At 56.7% G+C, this 18,150-nt stretch carries 11 protein-coding genes and 1 pseudogene; 4 read left to right on the top strand and 8 right to left on the bottom strand.

The window, feature by feature from the left end; genetic code table 11:
- The first annotated feature begins 69 nt into the window (after window positions 1–69).
- Window positions 70–567, top strand: coding sequence for a serine protease inhibitor ecotin (gene eco, locus LG383_RS04045; protein ID WP_225758380.1), 498 nt, complete (start codon window positions 70–72; stop codon window positions 565–567).
- Between the two features lie 36 nt (window positions 568–603).
- On the opposite strand, the gene mqo is transcribed toward eco, so the two are convergent.
- The gene (mqo, locus tag LG383_RS04040) at window positions 604–2,259 is read right to left on the bottom strand and encodes a malate dehydrogenase (quinone) (protein ID WP_225758379.1); all 1,656 of its coding nucleotides are present in this window, start codon (window positions 2,257–2,259) and stop codon (window positions 604–606) included.
- A gap of 188 nt (window positions 2,260–2,447) precedes the next feature.
- Here mqo and LG383_RS04035 point away from each other — a divergent pair.
- Window positions 2,448–3,738 (top strand): annotated as a pseudogene (locus tag LG383_RS04035) (SulP family inorganic anion transporter).
- On the opposite strand, the gene mgtE reads toward LG383_RS04035, so the two are convergent.
- The 6 genes from mgtE to LG383_RS04005 all read right to left on the bottom strand — a co-directional run bounded on the left by mgtE (window position 3,701) and on the right by LG383_RS04005 (window position 11,077).
- Window positions 3,701–5,137 (bottom strand): magnesium transporter, encoded by a 1,437-nt coding sequence (gene mgtE, locus LG383_RS04030; RefSeq protein ID WP_166183021.1) that lies wholly within the window; start codon window positions 5,135–5,137, stop codon window positions 3,701–3,703. The pseudogene LG383_RS04035 and the gene mgtE overlap by 38 nt on opposite strands.
- A gap of 140 nt (window positions 5,138–5,277) precedes the next feature.
- A complete protein-coding gene (locus LG383_RS04025) occupies window positions 5,278–6,921 on the bottom strand; it encodes a multidrug ABC transporter permease/ATP-binding protein (RefSeq protein ID WP_225758378.1) in 1,644 nt (547 codons plus the stop codon).
- A gap of 76 nt (window positions 6,922–6,997) precedes the next feature.
- On the bottom strand, window positions 6,998–7,648 hold the full coding sequence (gene alkB, locus LG383_RS04020; RefSeq protein WP_225758377.1) for a DNA oxidative demethylase AlkB: 651 nt from the start codon (window positions 7,646–7,648) through the stop codon (window positions 6,998–7,000).
- Window positions 7,648–8,712 carry a bifunctional DNA-binding transcriptional regulator/O6-methylguanine-DNA methyltransferase Ada gene (gene ada, locus LG383_RS04015; protein ID WP_225758376.1) on the bottom strand — a complete coding sequence of 355 codons (1,065 nt, stop codon included), beginning with the start codon at window positions 8,710–8,712 and terminating at the stop codon, window positions 7,648–7,650. The genes alkB and ada overlap by 1 nt, the downstream gene beginning before the upstream one ends.
- A gap of 72 nt (window positions 8,713–8,784) precedes the next feature.
- The gene (apbE, locus tag LG383_RS04010; RefSeq protein WP_166183025.1) at window positions 8,785–9,840 is read right to left on the bottom strand and encodes an FAD:protein FMN transferase ApbE; all 1,056 of its coding nucleotides are present in this window, start codon (window positions 9,838–9,840) and stop codon (window positions 8,785–8,787) included.
- Window positions 9,841–9,961: 121 nt separating this feature from the next.
- Window positions 9,962–11,077: a porin OmpC gene (locus LG383_RS04005; RefSeq protein WP_225758375.1), complete on the bottom strand. Its 1,116-nt coding sequence runs from the start codon at window positions 11,075–11,077 to the stop codon at window positions 9,962–9,964.
- A 738-nt stretch (window positions 11,078–11,815) separates the two neighbouring features.
- On the opposite strand from LG383_RS04005, the gene rcsD reads away from it, so the two are divergent.
- Both rcsD and rcsB read left to right on the top strand, forming a co-directional pair.
- Window positions 11,816–14,488 carry a phosphotransferase RcsD gene (gene rcsD / locus LG383_RS04000; protein ID WP_106995395.1) on the top strand — a complete coding sequence of 891 codons (2,673 nt, stop codon included), beginning with the start codon at window positions 11,816–11,818 and terminating at the stop codon, window positions 14,486–14,488.
- Window positions 14,489–14,504: 16 nt separating this feature from the next.
- A complete protein-coding gene (gene rcsB / locus LG383_RS03995) occupies window positions 14,505–15,155 on the top strand; it encodes a response regulator transcription factor RcsB (protein WP_106995396.1) in 651 nt (216 codons plus the stop codon).
- A gap of 115 nt (window positions 15,156–15,270) precedes the next feature.
- Here rcsB and rcsC read toward each other — a convergent pair whose 3' ends face one another.
- Window positions 15,271–18,114 (bottom strand): two-component system sensor histidine kinase RcsC, encoded by a 2,844-nt coding sequence (rcsC, locus tag LG383_RS03990; protein ID WP_225758374.1) that lies wholly within the window; start codon window positions 18,112–18,114, stop codon window positions 15,271–15,273.
- Window positions 18,115–18,150: the final 36 nt, after the last annotated feature.

Genomic DNA, 18,150 nt, shown 5'->3' with positions numbered 1-18,150 from the left:
ATAAATAAAATAAAGGCAATAAACACCACTTATGCTAGTGTAGGCGTGAATCGTTTGACATAAAAAGGAATGACTGTGAAAAACGCACCTAAAAGCGTCGTCGCCCTGCTGGCCCTGGCCTGTGCCAGCGCATATGCCGCCCCTGCCGCTCAACCGCTTGAGAAAACGGCCCCGTATCCGCAGGCGGAGCACGGGATGAAGCGCCAGGTTATCGACCTGCCCGCGCAGAAAGATGAAGCAAATTATAAAGTTGAGCTGCTGATCGGCCAGACGCTGGAGGTGGACTGCAACGTGCATCGCCTGGGCGGCCAGTTAACCAGCAAGACGCTGGAAGGCTGGGGCTACGACTATTATGTCTTTGATAAGGTCACCTCGCCGGTTTCGACCATGATGGCCTGCCCGGAAGGGAAAAAGAGGGCGAAATTTGTGACCGCCAGTCTGGGGGAGCATAGACTGCTGCGCTACAACAGCAAGCTGCCGATTGTGGTCTATACGCCGGACAACGTTGAGGTGAAATACCGCATCTGGCAGGCCGACGATAAGGTCGGGAACGCCGTCGCGCGTTAATAAAAAAGCCGGGTCAGATAACCCGGCTTTTTTGTATCAGAGCGCGATATCCGCGACCGGTTTGCTTTCCGGCTGGGATGTCGCCTGCGGCTCAGCCTGAGGCGCCACATCCGGTGCCTGCGGCTTTTCATACTTCAGCTGCAGTACGCGGCTGGTGTACTCCAGCTCCTGCTCGGTAGCGTCAACGTTGCCGTTCAGCGCCGTACCGTAAGACGGAATAATGGTCTTCAGCTTCGCCTGCCATTCCGGGCTTGCGACTTTGTCTTTAAACACTTTTTCCATCAGATGCAGCATGATCGGTGCAGCAGTGGATGCCCCCGGGGATGCCCCCAGCAGCGCGGCCACGGTGCCCTCTTTATCGCTGACCACTTCAGTGCCCAGACGCAGCACGCCGCCTTTCTCTTCGTCACGCTTGATAATCTGCACGCGCTGACCCGCCTGCCACAGACGCCAGTCTGCCAGCTTCGCGTCCGGATAGTACTCTTTCAGCGCCTCAAAGCGATCGTCATCGGAGAGCATCACCTGGCTAATCAGGTATTTCACCAGATCGAAGTTATCCAGACCGACATCGACCATGGGTCCCACGTTCGAAGTGGTGGTAGAGCTGAGCAGATCCCACAGCGAACCGTTCTTCAGGAACTTGGTTGAGAAGGTCGCGAACGGCCCAAACAGCACCACGCGCTTGCCGTCAAGAATACGGGTGTCGATGTGCGGCACCGACATCGGTGGTGCGCCCACGGACGCCTGACCATACACCTTCGCCAGATGACGGTTCACCACTTCCGGGTTTTCCGACACCAGGAACTGGCCGCCAACCGGGAAGCCTGCATAGTTTTCCGCTTCCGGAATGCCGGTTTCCTGCAGCAGCTTCAGCGCCGCGCCGCCCGCACCGATAAAGACGAACTTCGCCTTGATGACGTGCTCTTCTTCATTGTGCTTGAGATCGGCAACGGTCACGCTCCAGGTGTTGTCCGCGTTACGCTTAAAGCCGCGCACTTCACTGTTCAGCGACAGGTTGAAGTTCTCTTTTTTCTGCAGAGAGCCCACCAGCTGACGGGTAATTTCGCCGTAGTTCACGTCGGTACCGATTTCGGTCCGGGTCGCCGCAACTTTCTGGTTCGGGTCTCGCCCTTCCATGACCAGCGGTGCCCACGCTTTGATCTGAGCGTGATCTTCGGAGTACTTCATCCCGCGGAACAGCGAGCTTTGCTGCAGGGCAGCATAACGACCGCGCAGGAAGTTAACGTTGTCGTCGCCCCAGACAAAGCTCATGTGCGGGACGGTGTTAATGAAGCTGTGCGGATCGTGCAATACGCCGCTGTTCACCTGGTGAGACCAGAACTGACGGGAGATCTGGAATGCTTCGTTGATCTCCACGGCTTTCTCAATGCTGATAGAGCCGTCTTTCTTCTGCGGAGTGTAGTTCAGCTCCATTAAGGCCGAGTGGCCGGTACCGGCGTTATTCCAGCCGTTAGAGCTCTCCTGCGCCACGCCGTCCAGGCGTTCAACCATGGTCATGGACCAGTTCGGCTCAAGTTCGTGCAGATAGGTTCCCAGCGTGGCGCTCATGATCCCGCCGCCAATTAACAGAACGTCCGTTTCCTGATCCTGCGATGCCTGAGCCTTCGCCGCCATCGGGGCAACGCTAAAGCTTGCCGCCGCAGCCAGCAACAGGGCAGTCATTTTTTTCATAATTAGTGCCTTCGTAATAAGCGTTTTGTTCGCTATGTATGCAGATGAAGTCGATTGCGGCGCCACGGTAGCAATAATTAAATATTGTTTAAAGGTTAAATAATTATTGTAATTATGATAATTAATGTCGCGGTATTTGTAGGGGTATGACGCTGCCGGGCTGGCAACGTGGGCATTTTACCGCTACTATGCTGCCCTTTGTGATCGGCCGCACAGATCCTGCCCAGCGCCACTAACCTGCGAAAAACTATGTCTCAAACCCATACCTCTCCCCGGACCTTATCGGTTCTGCGTTCTCCGTCGCTGTTGATGCGTGAAACCCTGGCCGGTGTCATCACCGCCCTGGCGCTCATTCCAGAGGTCATCTCCTTCTCGGTTGTGGCGGGCGTCGATCCGAAAGTGAGCCTGTTCGCCTCGGTGGTATTATGCCTGGCGCTGTCGGTAATGGGCGGACGCCCGGCGATGGTAACCGCCGCTGCGGGTTCCGTGGCGCTGGTGATTGGGCCGATGGTTCATCAGCATGGCGCGCAATATATTCTGCCGGCGGTGCTGCTGGCGGGCCTGATCCAGATCCTGTTTGGTGCGCTGGGAATGGCGCGCCTGATGCGCTTTATTCCCCAGTCAGTGATGACCGGGTTTGTGAACGCGCTGGGGATTTTAATTTTCTTTGCCCAGGTGCCGCATTTCTGGAGCAAAAGCCCGCTGATTGTCGGCCTGTTTGTTCTGACCCTGCTGATTGTGCTCTGGGCACCCCGCTACATTAAAAGTATCCCTTCTCCGCTGATTGCGATTGTGGTCCTGACCCTGTTTACCGTTACCAGCGGCCAGCTGCTGCCGACCGTCGGCGACGAAGGCTCGATCGGCGGCGGTCTGCCGGGGATCACCCAGATGCTGGTGCCGCTTAACCTGCATACCCTGAGCATTATCTGGCCCTGCGCGCTGAGCATTGCCTTTGTTGGCCTGATGGAGTCGCTGCTGACGGCGAAACTGGTGGATGAGCTGACGGCCACGCCGTCCAGCAAGCGCCGCGAGAGCATGGGGCTGGGCGTAGCCAATATCATGGCGGGCTTCTTTGGCGGGATCGCCGGGTGCGCGATGATCGGTCAGACCATCGTTAACGTCGAAATGGGTAAAGGGCGCAGCCGCGTCTCCACCCTGGCCGCCGGGCTGGTGCTGCTGTTGCTGGTCACAGCCCTGAGCGACGTGATGGCCAAAATCCCGATGGCGGTGCTGGCGGGGATCATGGCGATCGTCGCGGTGAAAACCTTCAACTGGCACAGTATTCAGCCGGGCACCGTCAAAGAGGCCCCCGTGGCTGAAACGCTGGTGATGCTGGTGACCGTTGCGGCCACCGTCTCAACCGGCAATCTGGCGATTGGCGTGCTGGGCGGGATTATCCTGATGGCGATCCTCCCTGCCCGCCTGCGACGCCATAACGCCGCTACAGCAGAAACAGCGTCGCCAGGCCAAGAAAAATAAAGAACCCGCCGGTATCGGTGATAGCGGTGATCATCACGCTCGACCCCACTGCGGGGTCGCGCCCGAGGCGGGTCATGGTTAACGGAATGATCACCCCCATCATCGCCGCCACCAGCAGGTTCAGCACCATCGCCAGGGTCATCACTCCGCCCAGGGCCATATCGTCGTATAGCCACCAGGTGATACCGCCCATAATCCCGCCCCACACCAGGCCGTTGATCAACGCCACGCCCAGCTCACGCAAAATCAGGAAGGTAAAGTTGCCCGGCTGGATGTGCTGCAACGCCAGGGCGCGCACAATCATGGTGATGGTCTGGTTACCGGTATTGCCGCCAATGCCTGCCACGATAGGCATCAGCGAGGCCAAAGCCACCAGCTGCGAGATGGTGTGTTCAAATCCATCGATGACACGGGAGGCAATAAACGCGGTGCAGAGGTTGATCGCCAGCCATGCCCAGCGGGTTTTCACCGCCTTGCTCACCGGGGCGTAGACATCCTCTTCCGCGCTGAGGCCCCCGAGGGCGCGCATATCGTTGTCGGTCTCTTTATAGACCACATCGACGATCTCATCGATGGTCAGTCGCCCTAACAGCTTGCCCACGGCATCCACTACCGCGGCGCTGAGCAGGTTGTCACGCTCGAAGGTACGCGCGGCTTTTTCAGCATCATCTTCCGGGGAGAAGAGCATCGGCTGGGGGTCCATCACCTCGCTGACCTTGCTCTGGGCGCTGTTGAGCAGAATGGTCTGCAGCTCCAGCTCGCCGAGCAGGGTTTTATCCCGGGAAGTCACAAACAGCTTATCGGTGTTTTGCGGCATTTTACCGAGCCGACGCAGGTAACGCTGGACCGTGCCCAGGGTGACGTCCGGGCGTACGGTGATCACGCTGAACTCCATGATCGCCCCGACGCGGTCCTGCTCATAGTGCATGACCTGGTGGACGCGGGCGCGTTCCTGAGGCGGCAACGACGCCAGCAGGCGTCCGGTCAGGTTGCGCGGCAGATGTTGCACGAGATAGATCTGATCGTCGATATCCAGGGTACGCAGCGCATCGAGGATCGCGTCGTCGCTCATCTCATCGATCAGATCTTCCCAGACGTTCTCGGACGCCTCCACCAGCACCTGACCACGCTCGTGATCCTGCACCAGCCGCCACAGGGCATGGCGCTCTTCCGAAGGTAAGGCTTCGAGGGTGTCGGCCAGATCCGGCGGCGGTAAATGGGCTACCAGCGCCCCTACCTCAGCAATATCGTCGGCTAAGGTGCCGACGTCATATTGCTCAGCCAGGGTGAGTTTACCCAGCAGGGTAGAGGTAAGCGCTTTGTCGGTGGTCATCAGCCAGATCAGGCGCGCACGCTCTTCATCGCGCAGCCGTGCGCTGTTCTTATTCAATACAGACATAATTCATAAATCCATTAAATGAGTTGGCATTAAGCATAGCGCGGGGTTGTGTAAATTTTAATAAACGAATCGGCGGGAAGAACAAAAAAGCGGCAGTTACAGACCGGGGACGGCGAAACCGCCCCCGGCATATTTGATACTCAGGCGGTACGGGCCACTGCATCACGCGACGCGGCATCACGTTCAGCGCCGGTCAACTCACTCAGCTGACCGCTGCGCATCTCCAGCAGGCGGTCGGCATGAATAAAGTAGTGATCGTCATGGCTGATGGCGAAGATGGTTTTACCCATCTGCTGCATCAGCGGCAGCAGCACCTGGTAGAATTCGCGGCGGAAATGCGGGTCCTGATCGGCGGCCCACTCATCCAGCAGAATGATGTCGCGCTCTTCTGCCAGCGCCAGCAGCAGCGCCACGCGCTTCTTCTGCCCTTTCGACAGCTTGAGGTTGAGGATCTTGCCATCCTGCAGCTCCAGCTTGTGCGACATTTGCAGATGCGCCAGCCACTTCTCCACCAGCGCCGGATCGGCCTGCTTGCCTTCCGGGCCCAGCAGCTGATCGAACAGCCACACGTCGGTGAATACCGCAGAGAACAGCTTGCGGTAATCTTCCGGTTTTTCGGCGCTCAGCGGTTTACCGTCCAGCAGGATCTCGCCCGACTGGGGCTGATACAGGCCGGTGAGGAGCATCGCCAGCGTCGATTTTCCGCTGCCGTTACCGCCAATCAGGAACAGCAGCTCGCCGCGGTTAAGGGTTAAGTTCACCGGTCCGACAGAGAAGTCGTTGTCCTGATAGGTAAAGGTGACGTTGCGCAGCTCCAGCGTCTGCCAGTCCGGGAAGGCCTGCGGGCGCGGGAATTCGGCTTTGTAAGGGGCCAGCGAAAACTTGCGCAGCTTGTTAAAGGCCACCTGGGCGCTGAGCAGGGTCGGCAGCGCACCGACGGCGGAGAGCAGCGGCGTACGCAGGAACAGCAGGGTCAGCGAGTAGGTAGCGGCGACGTTAGTATCCGCCCAGCCAAGGCTGTTCGCCATCCAGAAGACCAGGCCAATCGCCCCCAGCATCATGATATTTGACCAGTTGACCGCGCTCAGATGGAAGGTATCGGCCCGCACAATGTGATGGCGATATTCGCGGGCATCCGGGATATAGAGGTTATTGAAGATGTGCTCGGCGCGCTCGCGGTTCAGGGTCAGCTCTTTGCGCCCTTCCAGCACCGTCTGATAGTCGTTATAGAGCTTGTCTTCGGTTTCACGCAGCACCGCCATGTGCTTATAGACGCGCGACACCAGCATGTAACCGCCCCAGATGGTGATCACAATCCACAGGGCGGTGATCGCCAGCATTTTGGTGGAGAGCCAGGCCAGATAGGCGGCTGAGCCGAAGGTCAGGATAATCCCCTGCACCAGCTCCGGCAGACGCACAAAGGCGATGGTGATTGAGCGCACATCACTGGTCAACCCGGCCAGCAGAGAGGCGCTGCCCAGCTGCTCGACGCGTTCAACCTGGGTATCCAGAATACGCTTGATAAACTCGCTGCGCAGGCGGAAAACGAAGTGGTGACCGAGGGTGGTAAGCGCCAGCTGCGAACCCAGGGTGACCGCCATCAGCAGCACCAGCAGGCCGAGAAATTCCGGCAACACCATCAGGGTGGTGTCCACCGTTTCAATCAAACGCAGGTTGATAAAGGCGATAAGTCCAATACCCAGGGTGGCGCTGAGCAGGCTTAAGGCCATCACCGCGATAAACGGCCAGCGGTATTGGCGCCAGACCAGTAACAGGAGTTCCATGCAGAGCAATCCAGACAAGAAAAAACAGCCAGCAGTGTAAACTGCTCGTCACTTACATCAAGAATAATTCTTATTTTTATTCGTTATTCGCCGCCTGACGGAAGGTCAGGTTGTAGCGATACTCTCCTGTGACAGGGTGTTCTCCCGGTTTAAGGGGCTGGATACCATGATAAAACAGGCGGGATGACCCGCCCCACACCACCACGTCACCATGCTCCAGCAGCAGGCGTTGCAGCGGATCGTTGCGCCGTAATCCGCCGAACTGGAAGACGGCGGGCAGGCCGAGTGAGACCGAGACAATCGGCGCCCGCAGGTCGGCCTCGTCCTTATCCTGATGCAGGGAGAGTTTAGCCCCGATGGCGTAGCGGTTGATCAGACAAGCATCCGGCTGAAAGTCGGGATAACCGGCCGCGCAGGCTGCATCATGGCACAGGGCGGCAAAAGCGTTAGGCATTGGCGGCCAGCGGGTGTCGGTCAGGGGATCGTCCGGAGAATAGAGGTAGCCGCGTTGATTGGTAGTCCAGCCCAGTCCGCCGCAGTTGGTCATCGCCACCGACATGGTGTATCCCCCCGGGGTGACCATCTGGCGAAACGGCGAGGCGCTGGCGACCTGTTCGATCCCCTGCATTAAATCCGGGGCCCCTGCCCGCGCAAAGCGGCGCAGGATCACCGCCCCGGGTGCCAGCGGCTCCTGCCAGGGTTCAGCATCCGCAAAAAGATCCAGCATTATACCTCCTCTTTATTGGCTTCACGGCGCAGCAACGCCGCTTTACGGGCCGTGCCCCAGCGGTAGCCCGAGAGCCCGCCGTCGCTACGCACCACCCGGTGGCAGGGGATGATAATCGCCAGCCTGTTGGCGGCACAGGCCCGGGCCACCGCCCGCACCGCACCGGGATGACCTATGGCGTTGGCCACCTGCTGATAGCTCGCGGTCTCCCCGCCCGGAATGGCACACAGGGCCTGCCAGACCTGACGCTGGAAGGCTGTACCGCGAATATCCAGTGGCAGGGCCAGTGCCACGGCGTGATTATCCACGCTGGCGATCACCTGGGCGACGCGCGCGGCGAAGGCGGCATCGGCCTGTTCTCGTTGGGCGTGGGGAAAGAGTGTCTCCAGCTCGGCAATCAGGGCACGGTCCTCATCCCCGGGTAAAATGGCGCAGACACCGCGTGCGCTCTCCGCCACCAGGCAGCGCCCCAGCGTGCAGCTGCTCAGGGCATAGCGCACGGTGGTTTCCTCCCCGCCGTTGCGGTACTGCTTCGCCGTCATACCCAGCGTGGCGTCAGCCTTGCGATAGTAACTGCTGCTGTCGGGAAAACCCGCCGCCAGCACCGAATCGGTGATCTTCTCGCCCTGGGCCAGGGCGTCGCGGAGTCGTTTCGCCCGGGCCGCCTGCTGCCAGGCTTTCGGCGTCATGCCGGTGAAGGATTTGAACAGACGATGCAGGTGATACGGGCTCACCGCCACCGCTTGCGCCAGCATGTCCAGCGTCAGCGGTTGCTCCTGCTCCAGTAAGCGACAGGCTTTTTCGATGGTGGCGATCCGCTGCGCCTGGGGATCCAGTTGATCCGGGCGGCAGCGCTTGCAGGGACGAAAACCCGCCAGCTCAGCCTGACGGGCATCGGCGTAAAAGCGAACGTTTTCGCGCAGAGCGTGGCGCGCCCGGCAGGAGGGACGGCAGAAGATGCCGGTGGTCTGTACGGCAAACACAAACTGACCGTCGGCACTCTCATCACGGGCCTGCACCGCCAGCCAGCGTTGATCATCATTTATCAGGTTCGGCTTTTTCATGATCGGCTCCTTATATAAGCATACGCCTAGCCTGCCTGAACGCCACCCGACAAAAACCCGCAACCTTGCTTTTTAATTCGCCCCGTTGACGAGGAAGCTGGCGAACTGCGGGGACATCCAGGTTTTGAAGCCCTCCCCTTCGCGAACGATCATATAGACCGCCAGACCCTGCTCGCGCACGATCTCTTTGGCTTTCTCTGTTCCCAGCACCATCAGGCCGGTATCCCAGGCATCCGCTTCCAGCGCCGTCGGGGCGATCACCGTCACCGACACCAGATTGTGCGTAATCGGGCGGCCGGTCTGGGGGTCGATCACATGGGAGATGCGTTTTCCGTCCAGCTCATAATAGTTACGGTAGCTGCCGGAGGTGCTGATGCCGTGGCCGTTAATATCCACAATGGCCTGCACGGCGTTTTGCCGATCGGTGGGTTTCTGGATCGCCACGCGCCAGGGTTTATCGCTGGCATTCATGCCGCGGCTGACCAGCGCCCCGCCCACCGACACCAGGTAGCGCGGGATCCCCTCTTCGGCCATCAGTTGGGCCAGGTGATCGGCGGCATAGCCCTCTCCGACCGTCGATAGATCAACGAACAGATCGGGGATATCTTTTTCGAGGTATTGCTTGCCGGACTGATTGATGACCGTCAGATGCTGCAGGCCCGTCTGCGCCCGGGCATCGTCAATCTGTGCCTGATCGGGAGTTTTCACCGGCTGTTTGTTCGGGCCAAAGCCCCAGAGGTTAACCAGCGGACCGACGGTGATATCCATCGCGCCGTTGGTTTTATAACCCACCCGCAGCGACTCGGTGACGATATCGGCCATCGCCTCACTCACCGGCCAGGGGGAGGTGCTCTGGGAGTGATTAAAGCGCATCAGGGCGGAGTCATTTTTATAGGTAGACATCAGCTGGTCATCGCCGTCCAGCTGGGACTGGATCTTCCCGCGCAGCTCTTCCGCCCGGGCCGCCGGGAGATCAATCACGCTAACGCGCCAGAAGGTGCCCATGGTTTTGCCTTCCAGCACCGTCGCGGCAGCGGTTTCGCTCTTGACCGGAGGGGTGGGTGCATCGCACGCAGAAAGCATAAAAAGTGTCGCCAGAAAACCGACGCGCAGAAAAGTAATTTCCATTCGTTATTATCCTCAAGCCTGAGACCGGCAAGAGTACACTAAAAAGCAGGCTTTGTAAGGGGCTGATAGCAGGGCCAAAAAAAGGGGCCAGTTGGCCCCTTTTTGCACTACTGCGTAAGACTTAGAACTGGTAAACCAGGCCCAGGGCTACGATGTCATCAGTGCTGATGCCGGCACGATCGGTGAAGGCATTTGCATCCAGCAGGTTGATTTTGTAATCAACATAGGTGGACATGTTTTTGTTGAAGTAGTAAGTCGCGCCAACATCAACATATTTCAGCAGATCCTGGTCGCCGTTACCTTCGATGTCCTTACCTTTAGACTGCAGGTAAGCCACGGATGGACGCAGACCAAAGTCGAACTGGTACTGTGCAACCACTTCGAAGTTCTGTGCTTTGTTCGCAAAGCCGTAAACAGCGTTGTCGGCGTCGCTCTGAGAGTCACCAAAACGGGTCGCGTTGTAAGTCTGGGAGTACTGCGCTGCCAGATACAGGTTGTTCGCGTCGTATTTCAGGCCACCGCTATACACTTCAGCGTGGTCGCCACGGCCATAAACGCCTGGGCCGTTCTGGTCTGCGGTACGTTTGGAAGAGGCTGCTGCTGCACCTACGCTGAAACCTTCGCCCAGGTCATAGGTCAGGGAGCCGCCGAAGCCGTCACCATTCTGTTTCAGCAGGCTACGACCGGTATCGTTTTCACCGCTGACGCTGCCGTTTTTACCCTGGTACTGCAGAGCAAAGTTCAGGCCTTCAACCAGACCGAAGAAGTCCTGGTTACGGTAGGTCGCAACGCCGTTACCACGGGATTGCAGGAAGTTGTCAGAACCGTAGGTGTCACCGCCGAATTCTGGCAGAACGTCGGTCCAGGAAGTTACGTCGTAGATCACGCCGTAGTTACGACCGTAGTCGAAAGAACCTGCTTCAGCGAATTTCAGACCGGCGAAGGCCACACGCGTCCAGGACTGGTTGCTGCTGCTTTCAGTGTCATTAGCCTGAACGTTGTATTCCCACTGACCGTAGCCAGTGATCTGATCGTTAACCTGAGTTTCGCCTTTGAAGCCGATACGCATGTAGGTCTGATCGCCATCAGCGCCTTCGTCATCAGAGAAATAGTGCAGACCGTCTACTTTGCCGTAGAGATCTAATTTGTTGCCGTCTTTGTTGTAAATTTCAGCCGCATTTGCTGCGCCTGCTACCAGCAGTGCTGGTACCAGGAGGGACAGTACTTTAACTTTCATTATTTTAACCCTCTGTTATATGTCTTTTATTACCACTGCTTACTGATCAACCCTCTTAACCAGTCGGCAAGTTCATTCTCCTCAAAAATACAGAATAATCCAATAAGAATATGATACGAAAACTTTTAAGATGTTTCATATTGCCGCATAGATGTTTCAATTTGTAAAAATGAGGGAACTTTTTTGCCGCACGCAAAGTTAAAAAATAAAGCACTAAAAAACAAAATTTTAAAATTAATTATTTAATTCAATGACTTATATAAAAATTCATTATAGCACTGATTGCCAAAACAAAAATTCATCCGGCTACTAAAATATCTCTCGCTATCATCATTAACTTTATTTATTACCGTCATTCATATTTGAATGTCTGTTTATCCCGAATTGAACCGAATGCAATGCGTTCGGTTTTTTTTTACCTTTCTTTACGCAAATCCCGCATATTTGTGCTACCTGCCTGAAACTATAACGACTATTAATTAAATCTTAGCGTGCTATTTTTAGGCTTAAAAATGGAATGGCTAATTTAATTTCTTGTTAATTCGTGCTATTTTTTCCATATATTGTCCCTTATTTGTACAATAAAAGTTCGACCGTACAGATTTAAGACACCCCCTCTGCCTCACGCAACGGAGCGAAAAAGTCAGCCTCTAAGTGGCGTGAAGCTGGAAATTCGATTATTACGCTTTATACTGCCCTATTCGCCTGAAGCGCAGCCATAACGGGTTAAACACATCAATGAGTCAGTCAGAAACCACAGCCGCGAACAAATTTTCTCTGCTTCCGGGCAGTATTACCCGTTTCTTTCTTCTATTGATCGTTGTGCTGTTAGTGACCATGGGCGTAATGGTACAGAGCGCGGTGAACACCTGGTTAAAAGACAGAAGCTATCAGATTGTTGATATCAGCCACGCCATGCATAAACGTATCGACACCTGGCGCTACGCAACCTGGCAGATTTACGACAACATCGCGGCTACCCCAACGACCTCCTCCGCTGAAGGATTGCAGGAGACGCGCCTGAAGCAGGACGTCTACTATCTGGAGAAAACGCGGCGCAAAACCGAAGCCCTGATCTTTGGCTCACACGACAGCGCTACGCTGGAGATGACCCAGCGCATGTCGACCTATCTCGATACGCTGTGGGGCGCGGAGACCGTGCCCTGGTCGATGTACTATCTCAACGGTCAGGACAACAGCATGATCCTGATCTCCACCCTGCCGCTGAAAGACCTCTCCTCCGGTTTTAAAGAGTCGTCGGTGGGTTCGATTGTCGATTCCCGTCGTGCGGAGATGCTGCAGCAGGCCAATGCCCTGGATGAGCGCGAAAGCTTCTCTTCCCTGCGCCGACTGGCCTGGCAGAATGGCCACTACTTTACCCTGCGCACCACCTTCAACCAGCCAGGCCATCTGGCGACGGTAGTGGCCTTCGATCTGCCAATCAACGATCTGATCCCCCCGGATATGCCGCTCGACAGCTTCCGCCTCGAGCAGGACACCTCGGTGCAAAACCAGCGCGCGCAGACGGACAAAGAGAGCCCCGATAGCGTCTCGATCTCCTTTAACGGATCGAAAATCGAGATTGCTTCCTCCCTGAACACCACCGGTATGCGTCTGGTCTGGCAGGTGCCTTTTGGTACGCTGCTGCTGGATACGCTGCAAAATATCCTGCTGCCGCTGCTGCTCAATATCGGTTTGCTGGCGCTGGCGCTGTTTGGTTACAGCACCTTCCGCTCGCAGCCGGGTCGCCAGAGCGATGTTCCCGTCGCCAGCGGCACCAGCAACGAGCTGCGCGTCCTGCGCGCATTGAATGAAGAGATTGTCTCGGTGCTGCCGCTCGGTCTGCTGGTGCACGACCAGGAGGCCAACCGCACGGTGATCAGCAATAAGATCGCCGATCACCTGCTGCCGCACCTGAATCTGCAGAACATTACCAGCATGGCAGATCAGCATCAGGGCGTGATTCAGGCCACCATCAACAATGAGCTGTATGAGATCCGCCAGTTCCGCAGCCAGGTGGCGTCGCGCACGCAGATCTTTATCATTCGCGATCAGGATCGCGAGGTGCTGGTGAATAAAAAGCTCAAGCAGGCACAAAGGCTGTACGAGAAGAACCAGCAGGGCCGGGCGGCCTTTATGCAGAATATTGGCGACGCCTTCAAACTTCCGCTGAAGGCGCTGGCCAGCGAAGCAGCGCAGTTAAGCAGCCCGGAAAGCCTACAGCTGTCCAGTCATGCCGATACACTGGTGCGTCTGGTGGATGAGATCCAGCTCGCCAATATGCTGGAAAATGACAGCTGGAAGAGCACCGCCACGCTGTTCTCGATTCAGGATCTTATCGATGAAGTGGTGCCGGAGGTGCTGCCGGTGATCAAGCGTAAAGGGCTACAGCTGCTGATTAACAACCCGCTGCGCGCCAACGATGAGCGCCACGGCGACCGTGACGCGCTGCGTCGCATCCTGCTGATGCTGATCCAGTACGCGGTGACCACCACCCAGATTGGCAAAATCACGCTTGAAGTGAGCAGCGATGAGTCGGCCGATGACCGTCTCACCTTCCGTATCCTCGATACCGGCGAAGGGGTCACGGCCAGTGAAATCGATAACCTGCACTTCCCGTTCCTGAACGATACCCAGGGCGACAACTACGGTAAAGCCAACGCCCTCACCTTCTGGCTGTGCGATCAGCTGGCGCGTAAGCTTGGCGGCCACCTGAATATCAAAGCCCGTGAGTCGCTGGGCACCCGTTATTCATTGCATGTGAAAATGCCGGCCACCCCGCAGGAAACCGAGGACGATGAGGGCCTGCTGGACGACGTGGTGATCATGGTGGATGTGACGTCGAATGAGATCCGCAGTATCGTGGTGCGTCAGCTGGAAAACTGGGGTGCGACCTGTATCTCCCCGGACGAAAGGCTGGCAAGTCAAGAATATGATCTCTTTTTAACGGATAATCCGTCTAATCTTACTGCCTCGGGCTTGCTTTTAAGCGATGATGAGCCAGGCGTGCGAAAAATTGGCCCCGGCCAGGTGCGCGTCAACTTTAATATGAGCAATGCGATGCAGGAAGCTGTACTACAACTAATAGAGGAGCAACTGGCGCAGGAAACGATCCCGGAATCCCCACTGGGCGGCAATGAAAATGCCGAACTGCAGGCCAGCGGCTATTATTCTCTCTTCGTAGACACAGTACCAGATGATGTTAAGAGGTTGTATACTGAATCCGCCGCGAACGACTTCGCAGCGCTGGCTCAGACAGCACACCGGCTCAAAGGGGTGTTTGCCATGCTTAATCTGGTTCCAGGCAAGCAATTATGTGAAACGCTGGAACATCTTATTCGTGAGAAAGATGCCGCCAGCATAGAAAAATACATCAGCGACATTGACGATTATGTCAAAAGCTTGCTGTAGCAAGGTAGCCTTATACATGAACAATATGAACGTAATTATTGCCGATGACCATCCGATTGTACTGTTCGGTATTCGCAAATCACTTGAACAGATCGAGTGGGTGAATGTAGTCGGCGAATTTGAAGACTCCACAGCACTGATTAATAACCTGCCAAAACTTGATGCGCACGTGCTCATCACCGACCTTTCCATGCCTGGAGATAAATACGGTGACGGGATCACGCTGATCAAATACATCAAGCGTCATTTCCCGAGTATTTCGATCATCGTGCTGACCATGAACAACAACCCGGCCATTTTAAGTGCCGTTCTGGATCTCGATATCGAAGGGATTGTCCTGAAACAGGGCGCACCAACCGATCTGCCAAAAGCGCTGGCCGCGCTGCAGAAAGGGAAGAAATTTACCCCGGAAAGCGTCTCCCGTCTGCTGGAAAAAATCAGCGCTGGCGGTTACGGTGACAAACGTCTGTCACCGAAAGAGAGCGAAGTGTTGCGTCTGTTTGCAGAAGGTTTCCTGGTAACGGAAATTGCCAAGAAGCTGAACCGCAGCATCAAGACCATCAGTAGCCAGAAGAAATCTGCGATGATGAAACTGGGTGTGGAAAACGATATCGCCCTGCTGAACTATCTCTCTTCCGTGACCCTGAGTCCGGCAGATAAAGACTGATAACTACATGCCCGGCGGCATGGTAAATGTAAAAAGGCAACGTAAGTTGCCTTTTTTTATGTTTGCGCCCTCTCCCGGTGGGAGAGGGTTGGGGTGAGGGCATCAGGCCGCACTCTTATACTCGCGTTTTCCTCACCCGCTCCGCATACACCGACAGCGTCTGTTTCAGCACGTCCAGCGTCACCGGCTTGGAAAGACAGCTGTCCATCCCCGACTCCAGACAACGCTGCTTCTCTTCTGCCAGCGCGTTGGCGGTAACGCCCACCACCGGCAGCGTCAGGCCCAGCTGGCGAATACGCTGGGTGAGGCGATAACCGTCCATGTTCGGCATGTTCACGTCGCTCAGGACAATGTCGATATGGTTTTTACTCAACACGTTCAGCGCATCCACGCCATCGTTCGCGGTTTTACACTGATAGCCCAGCGAGCCCAGCTGATCGGCCAGCAGACGGCGGTTAATCGGATGGTCATCCACCACCAGGATCATCATGTCCTCGTTCAGCGACTGTGCTGATTCCGGGGACGGCAGCGCTGCCGAGCCATCGCCTGCGTCCATCTCGATACGATAGATGCGCGCCAGCAGCGCAATCAGCTCGTGCGGCGAGGCCACGCTGTTCACCCACTCGCCGTGGGCACGCTCCTGAGCAATACCGATGTGGCGACGGCAGAAGATCACCGCCGCTTTGCCCTGCCACGGCTGCGTCAGCTCATCGTCGGTGAGGAGTATGTCTTCCGCATCCGGTGTTTGCCCGGTGTAGCGCGCCACACGAATACCGTGCGGCGTCAGCAGGGACTCCAGATAGGCATACAGCGAGGCATTATTGACCGCCAGCCAGCAGCGTTTATCACTTAATCCATCCACCACGATGCTCGGGGACTGCGCGGCATAGAGCGGAATGCGGATGGTGAACTGGCTGCCCATACCCGGCTCGGTATCCACCGAGATATCGCCGTCCATCATGCTGATCAGTTTTTCACAAATCGCCAGCCCCAGACCGGTGCCCTGGAAGTTACGCTGAACCCCCGTTCCCACCTGGAAGAACGGATCAAAGAGTTTGACCACCTCTTTGGCCGGAATACCCACCCCGGTGTCGCGCACGCGGATGCTCAGATAGTCCCCTGCCCTCGAGACATGCATTACGATGCAGCCCATATCGGTGAACTTAATGGCGTTGCTGAGCAGGTTGGAGATCACCTGCTGCAGGCGCATCGGATCGCCCTCCAGCGATACCGGCACGTCCGGCTCAATAAAGCAGTACAGCCCCAGCTGTTTCCGCACCACCAGCGGCAGATAGTTGGCGCTGATATGGTTCATCACCTCGCGCGGCGAGAATTCGCGCGGCTCAATTTTCAGCTGCTCAGACTCAATTTTGGAGAAGTCGAGAATATCGCTGATGATTTTCAACAGCAGGCTGGAGGAGTTGTTCATCGCCGTCACCAGACGGTCAACGCCCCGGGGCAGCTCTTTGGTCTGCAGCAGATCGAGGTTACCGATAATTCCGTACAGCGGGGTGCGCAGCTCGTGGCTGACGGTGGCGAGGAACATCGATTTCGACTGGCTGGCCTGTTCAGCCGACTGGGCCATATCCTGCAACGACTCTTCCATTTTGACGCGCGCGGAGACATCCACCAGCACGCAGATGGCGACGTTCTCATTGCGATAGCGCGAGTGCACAAAGCTGATCTGCAGGTTGGTGTTGTTGCTGGTCAGTACGTCGACGAAGTTGACCTGCTGCCCGCAAATGATCTGCGTCAGCCGCTGCCGGTCCTCGTGGGTCAGCATATTCAGATAGTTATGCGCCAGCTCGTTACTGAGGATGTTGGTACCGTCCAGGGTACGCAGAATACAGATCCCCACTGGCGCAGAGGCGACAATCTTGCGGTTGAACTGCTCATGCTCTTCGAGGCGCTGGGCGTCGATCTCCGCCGGAATAAAGATTTTGCGCTCGTACATCCGCGCCAGCGTAAACAGCGCAATCCCCACCAGCACGTTCAGCAGCACCGAATTGAGGATCAACATGCGGATACGCTCCAGCACCAGATCCACCGGAACGGAATAGACGATGCTCAGGGACGATGGCGGCAGGCTGTTTTTCAGCACCAGATCGCGGAAACCGGAGGTATAACCAAACCACGAACGCTCCTGCATCCAGCGAGGGTCAACCTTGAGCCGGGTTTCCGGCCCCGCCAGCGAGATCAGGGAGTGGCCATTTTCATCAAGAATAGTCACGCCCATCGGCAGGTTGCCGGGGGTGAAAAAGTTCTCCATGCGGATAGTCTGTTCAGTGCCGAGCATCGCCTGCAGGCGGTTGGCCAGATAGACCGGCGTCATGGCGTAAAAGTACCCTACCCCTGGACGCGGGCCCTGGCTTATCCAGAACAGATTGTTGCCGCGCTCATCCTGCGGCGCATTGCGGTATTTCATGATCCGCTCATGCAGGCTTTTCAGGGCGTTATCACGATCCATCGGTACGTCACGCAGGCCAAAGTTGGCCATACAGAGGTTTTCGCTACCAATCAAAAAGACCCGGTTCAGATCGTAAGCTGCCGAGAAGTTATCGCGCCAGTAGCGCATAAACCAGGCCAGCGACTCCAGTGACCCGCGCCATGCCGGGCCCATCGCAGCGCAATCAGAATCGGGGAACAGCGGCTCAAAGCTGGGCACCTCGGTTTTGCTGTCGCGCCCGCGGGTGGCCAGCACGCCGTTTTCCGCCGTCAGACGGTTCTCGGCGATGTACTTGAGCTCCTTCATGACGTCTGCGGTGCGCTGAATGTAGCGCTGGGACTGTTCGTAGCTGAGATTAAATTCCTGACGGATCTCCGACTCCTTCTGGTGCAGCGCGTTGACGATGTAAAACACCGAAAACAGGGCGATCAACACCCAGATCAGGAGCGCCAGCGCCCGAAACAGATAGCGAGAAACTTTCAGCGTGGTTCGAAAGGAGACGAGGTATTTCAAGGGGGCGAGGCTCCGCCATCAGGGTCAAAAGGAATG

The sequence above is a fragment of the Leclercia sp. Marseille-Q4284 genome, from assembly GCF_916618945.1.
In the GTDB taxonomy this organism is placed as follows: Bacteria; Pseudomonadota; Gammaproteobacteria; order Enterobacterales; family Enterobacteriaceae; genus Enterobacter; species Enterobacter tamurae.
This window is presented reverse-complemented; position numbering and strand designations above follow the sequence as displayed.

Coding starts and splice junctions, on each gene's coding strand:
- eco (WP_225758380.1), top strand. CDS start 70: ATGACTGTGAAAAACGCACCTAAAAGCGTCGTCGCCCTGCTGGCCCTG.
- mqo (WP_225758379.1), bottom strand. CDS start 2,259: ATGAAAAAAATGACTGCCCTGTTGCTGGCTGCGGCGGCAAGCTTTAGC.
- mgtE (WP_166183021.1), bottom strand. CDS start 5,137: ATGTCTGTATTGAATAAGAACAGCGCACGGCTGCGCGATGAAGAGCGT.
- LG383_RS04025 (WP_225758378.1), bottom strand. CDS start 6,921: ATGGAACTCCTGTTACTGGTCTGGCGCCAATACCGCTGGCCGTTTATC.
- alkB (WP_225758377.1), bottom strand. CDS start 7,648: ATGCTGGATCTTTTTGCGGATGCTGAACCCTGGCAGGAGCCGCTGGCA.
- ada (WP_225758376.1), bottom strand. CDS start 8,712: ATGAAAAAGCCGAACCTGATAAATGATGATCAACGCTGGCTGGCGGTG.
- apbE (WP_166183025.1), bottom strand. CDS start 9,840: ATGGAAATTACTTTTCTGCGCGTCGGTTTTCTGGCGACACTTTTTATG.
- LG383_RS04005 (WP_225758375.1), bottom strand. CDS start 11,077: ATGAAAGTTAAAGTACTGTCCCTCCTGGTACCAGCACTGCTGGTAGCA.
- rcsD (WP_106995395.1), top strand. CDS start 11,816: ATGAGTCAGTCAGAAACCACAGCCGCGAACAAATTTTCTCTGCTTCCG.
- rcsB (WP_106995396.1), top strand. CDS start 14,505: ATGAACAATATGAACGTAATTATTGCCGATGACCATCCGATTGTACTG.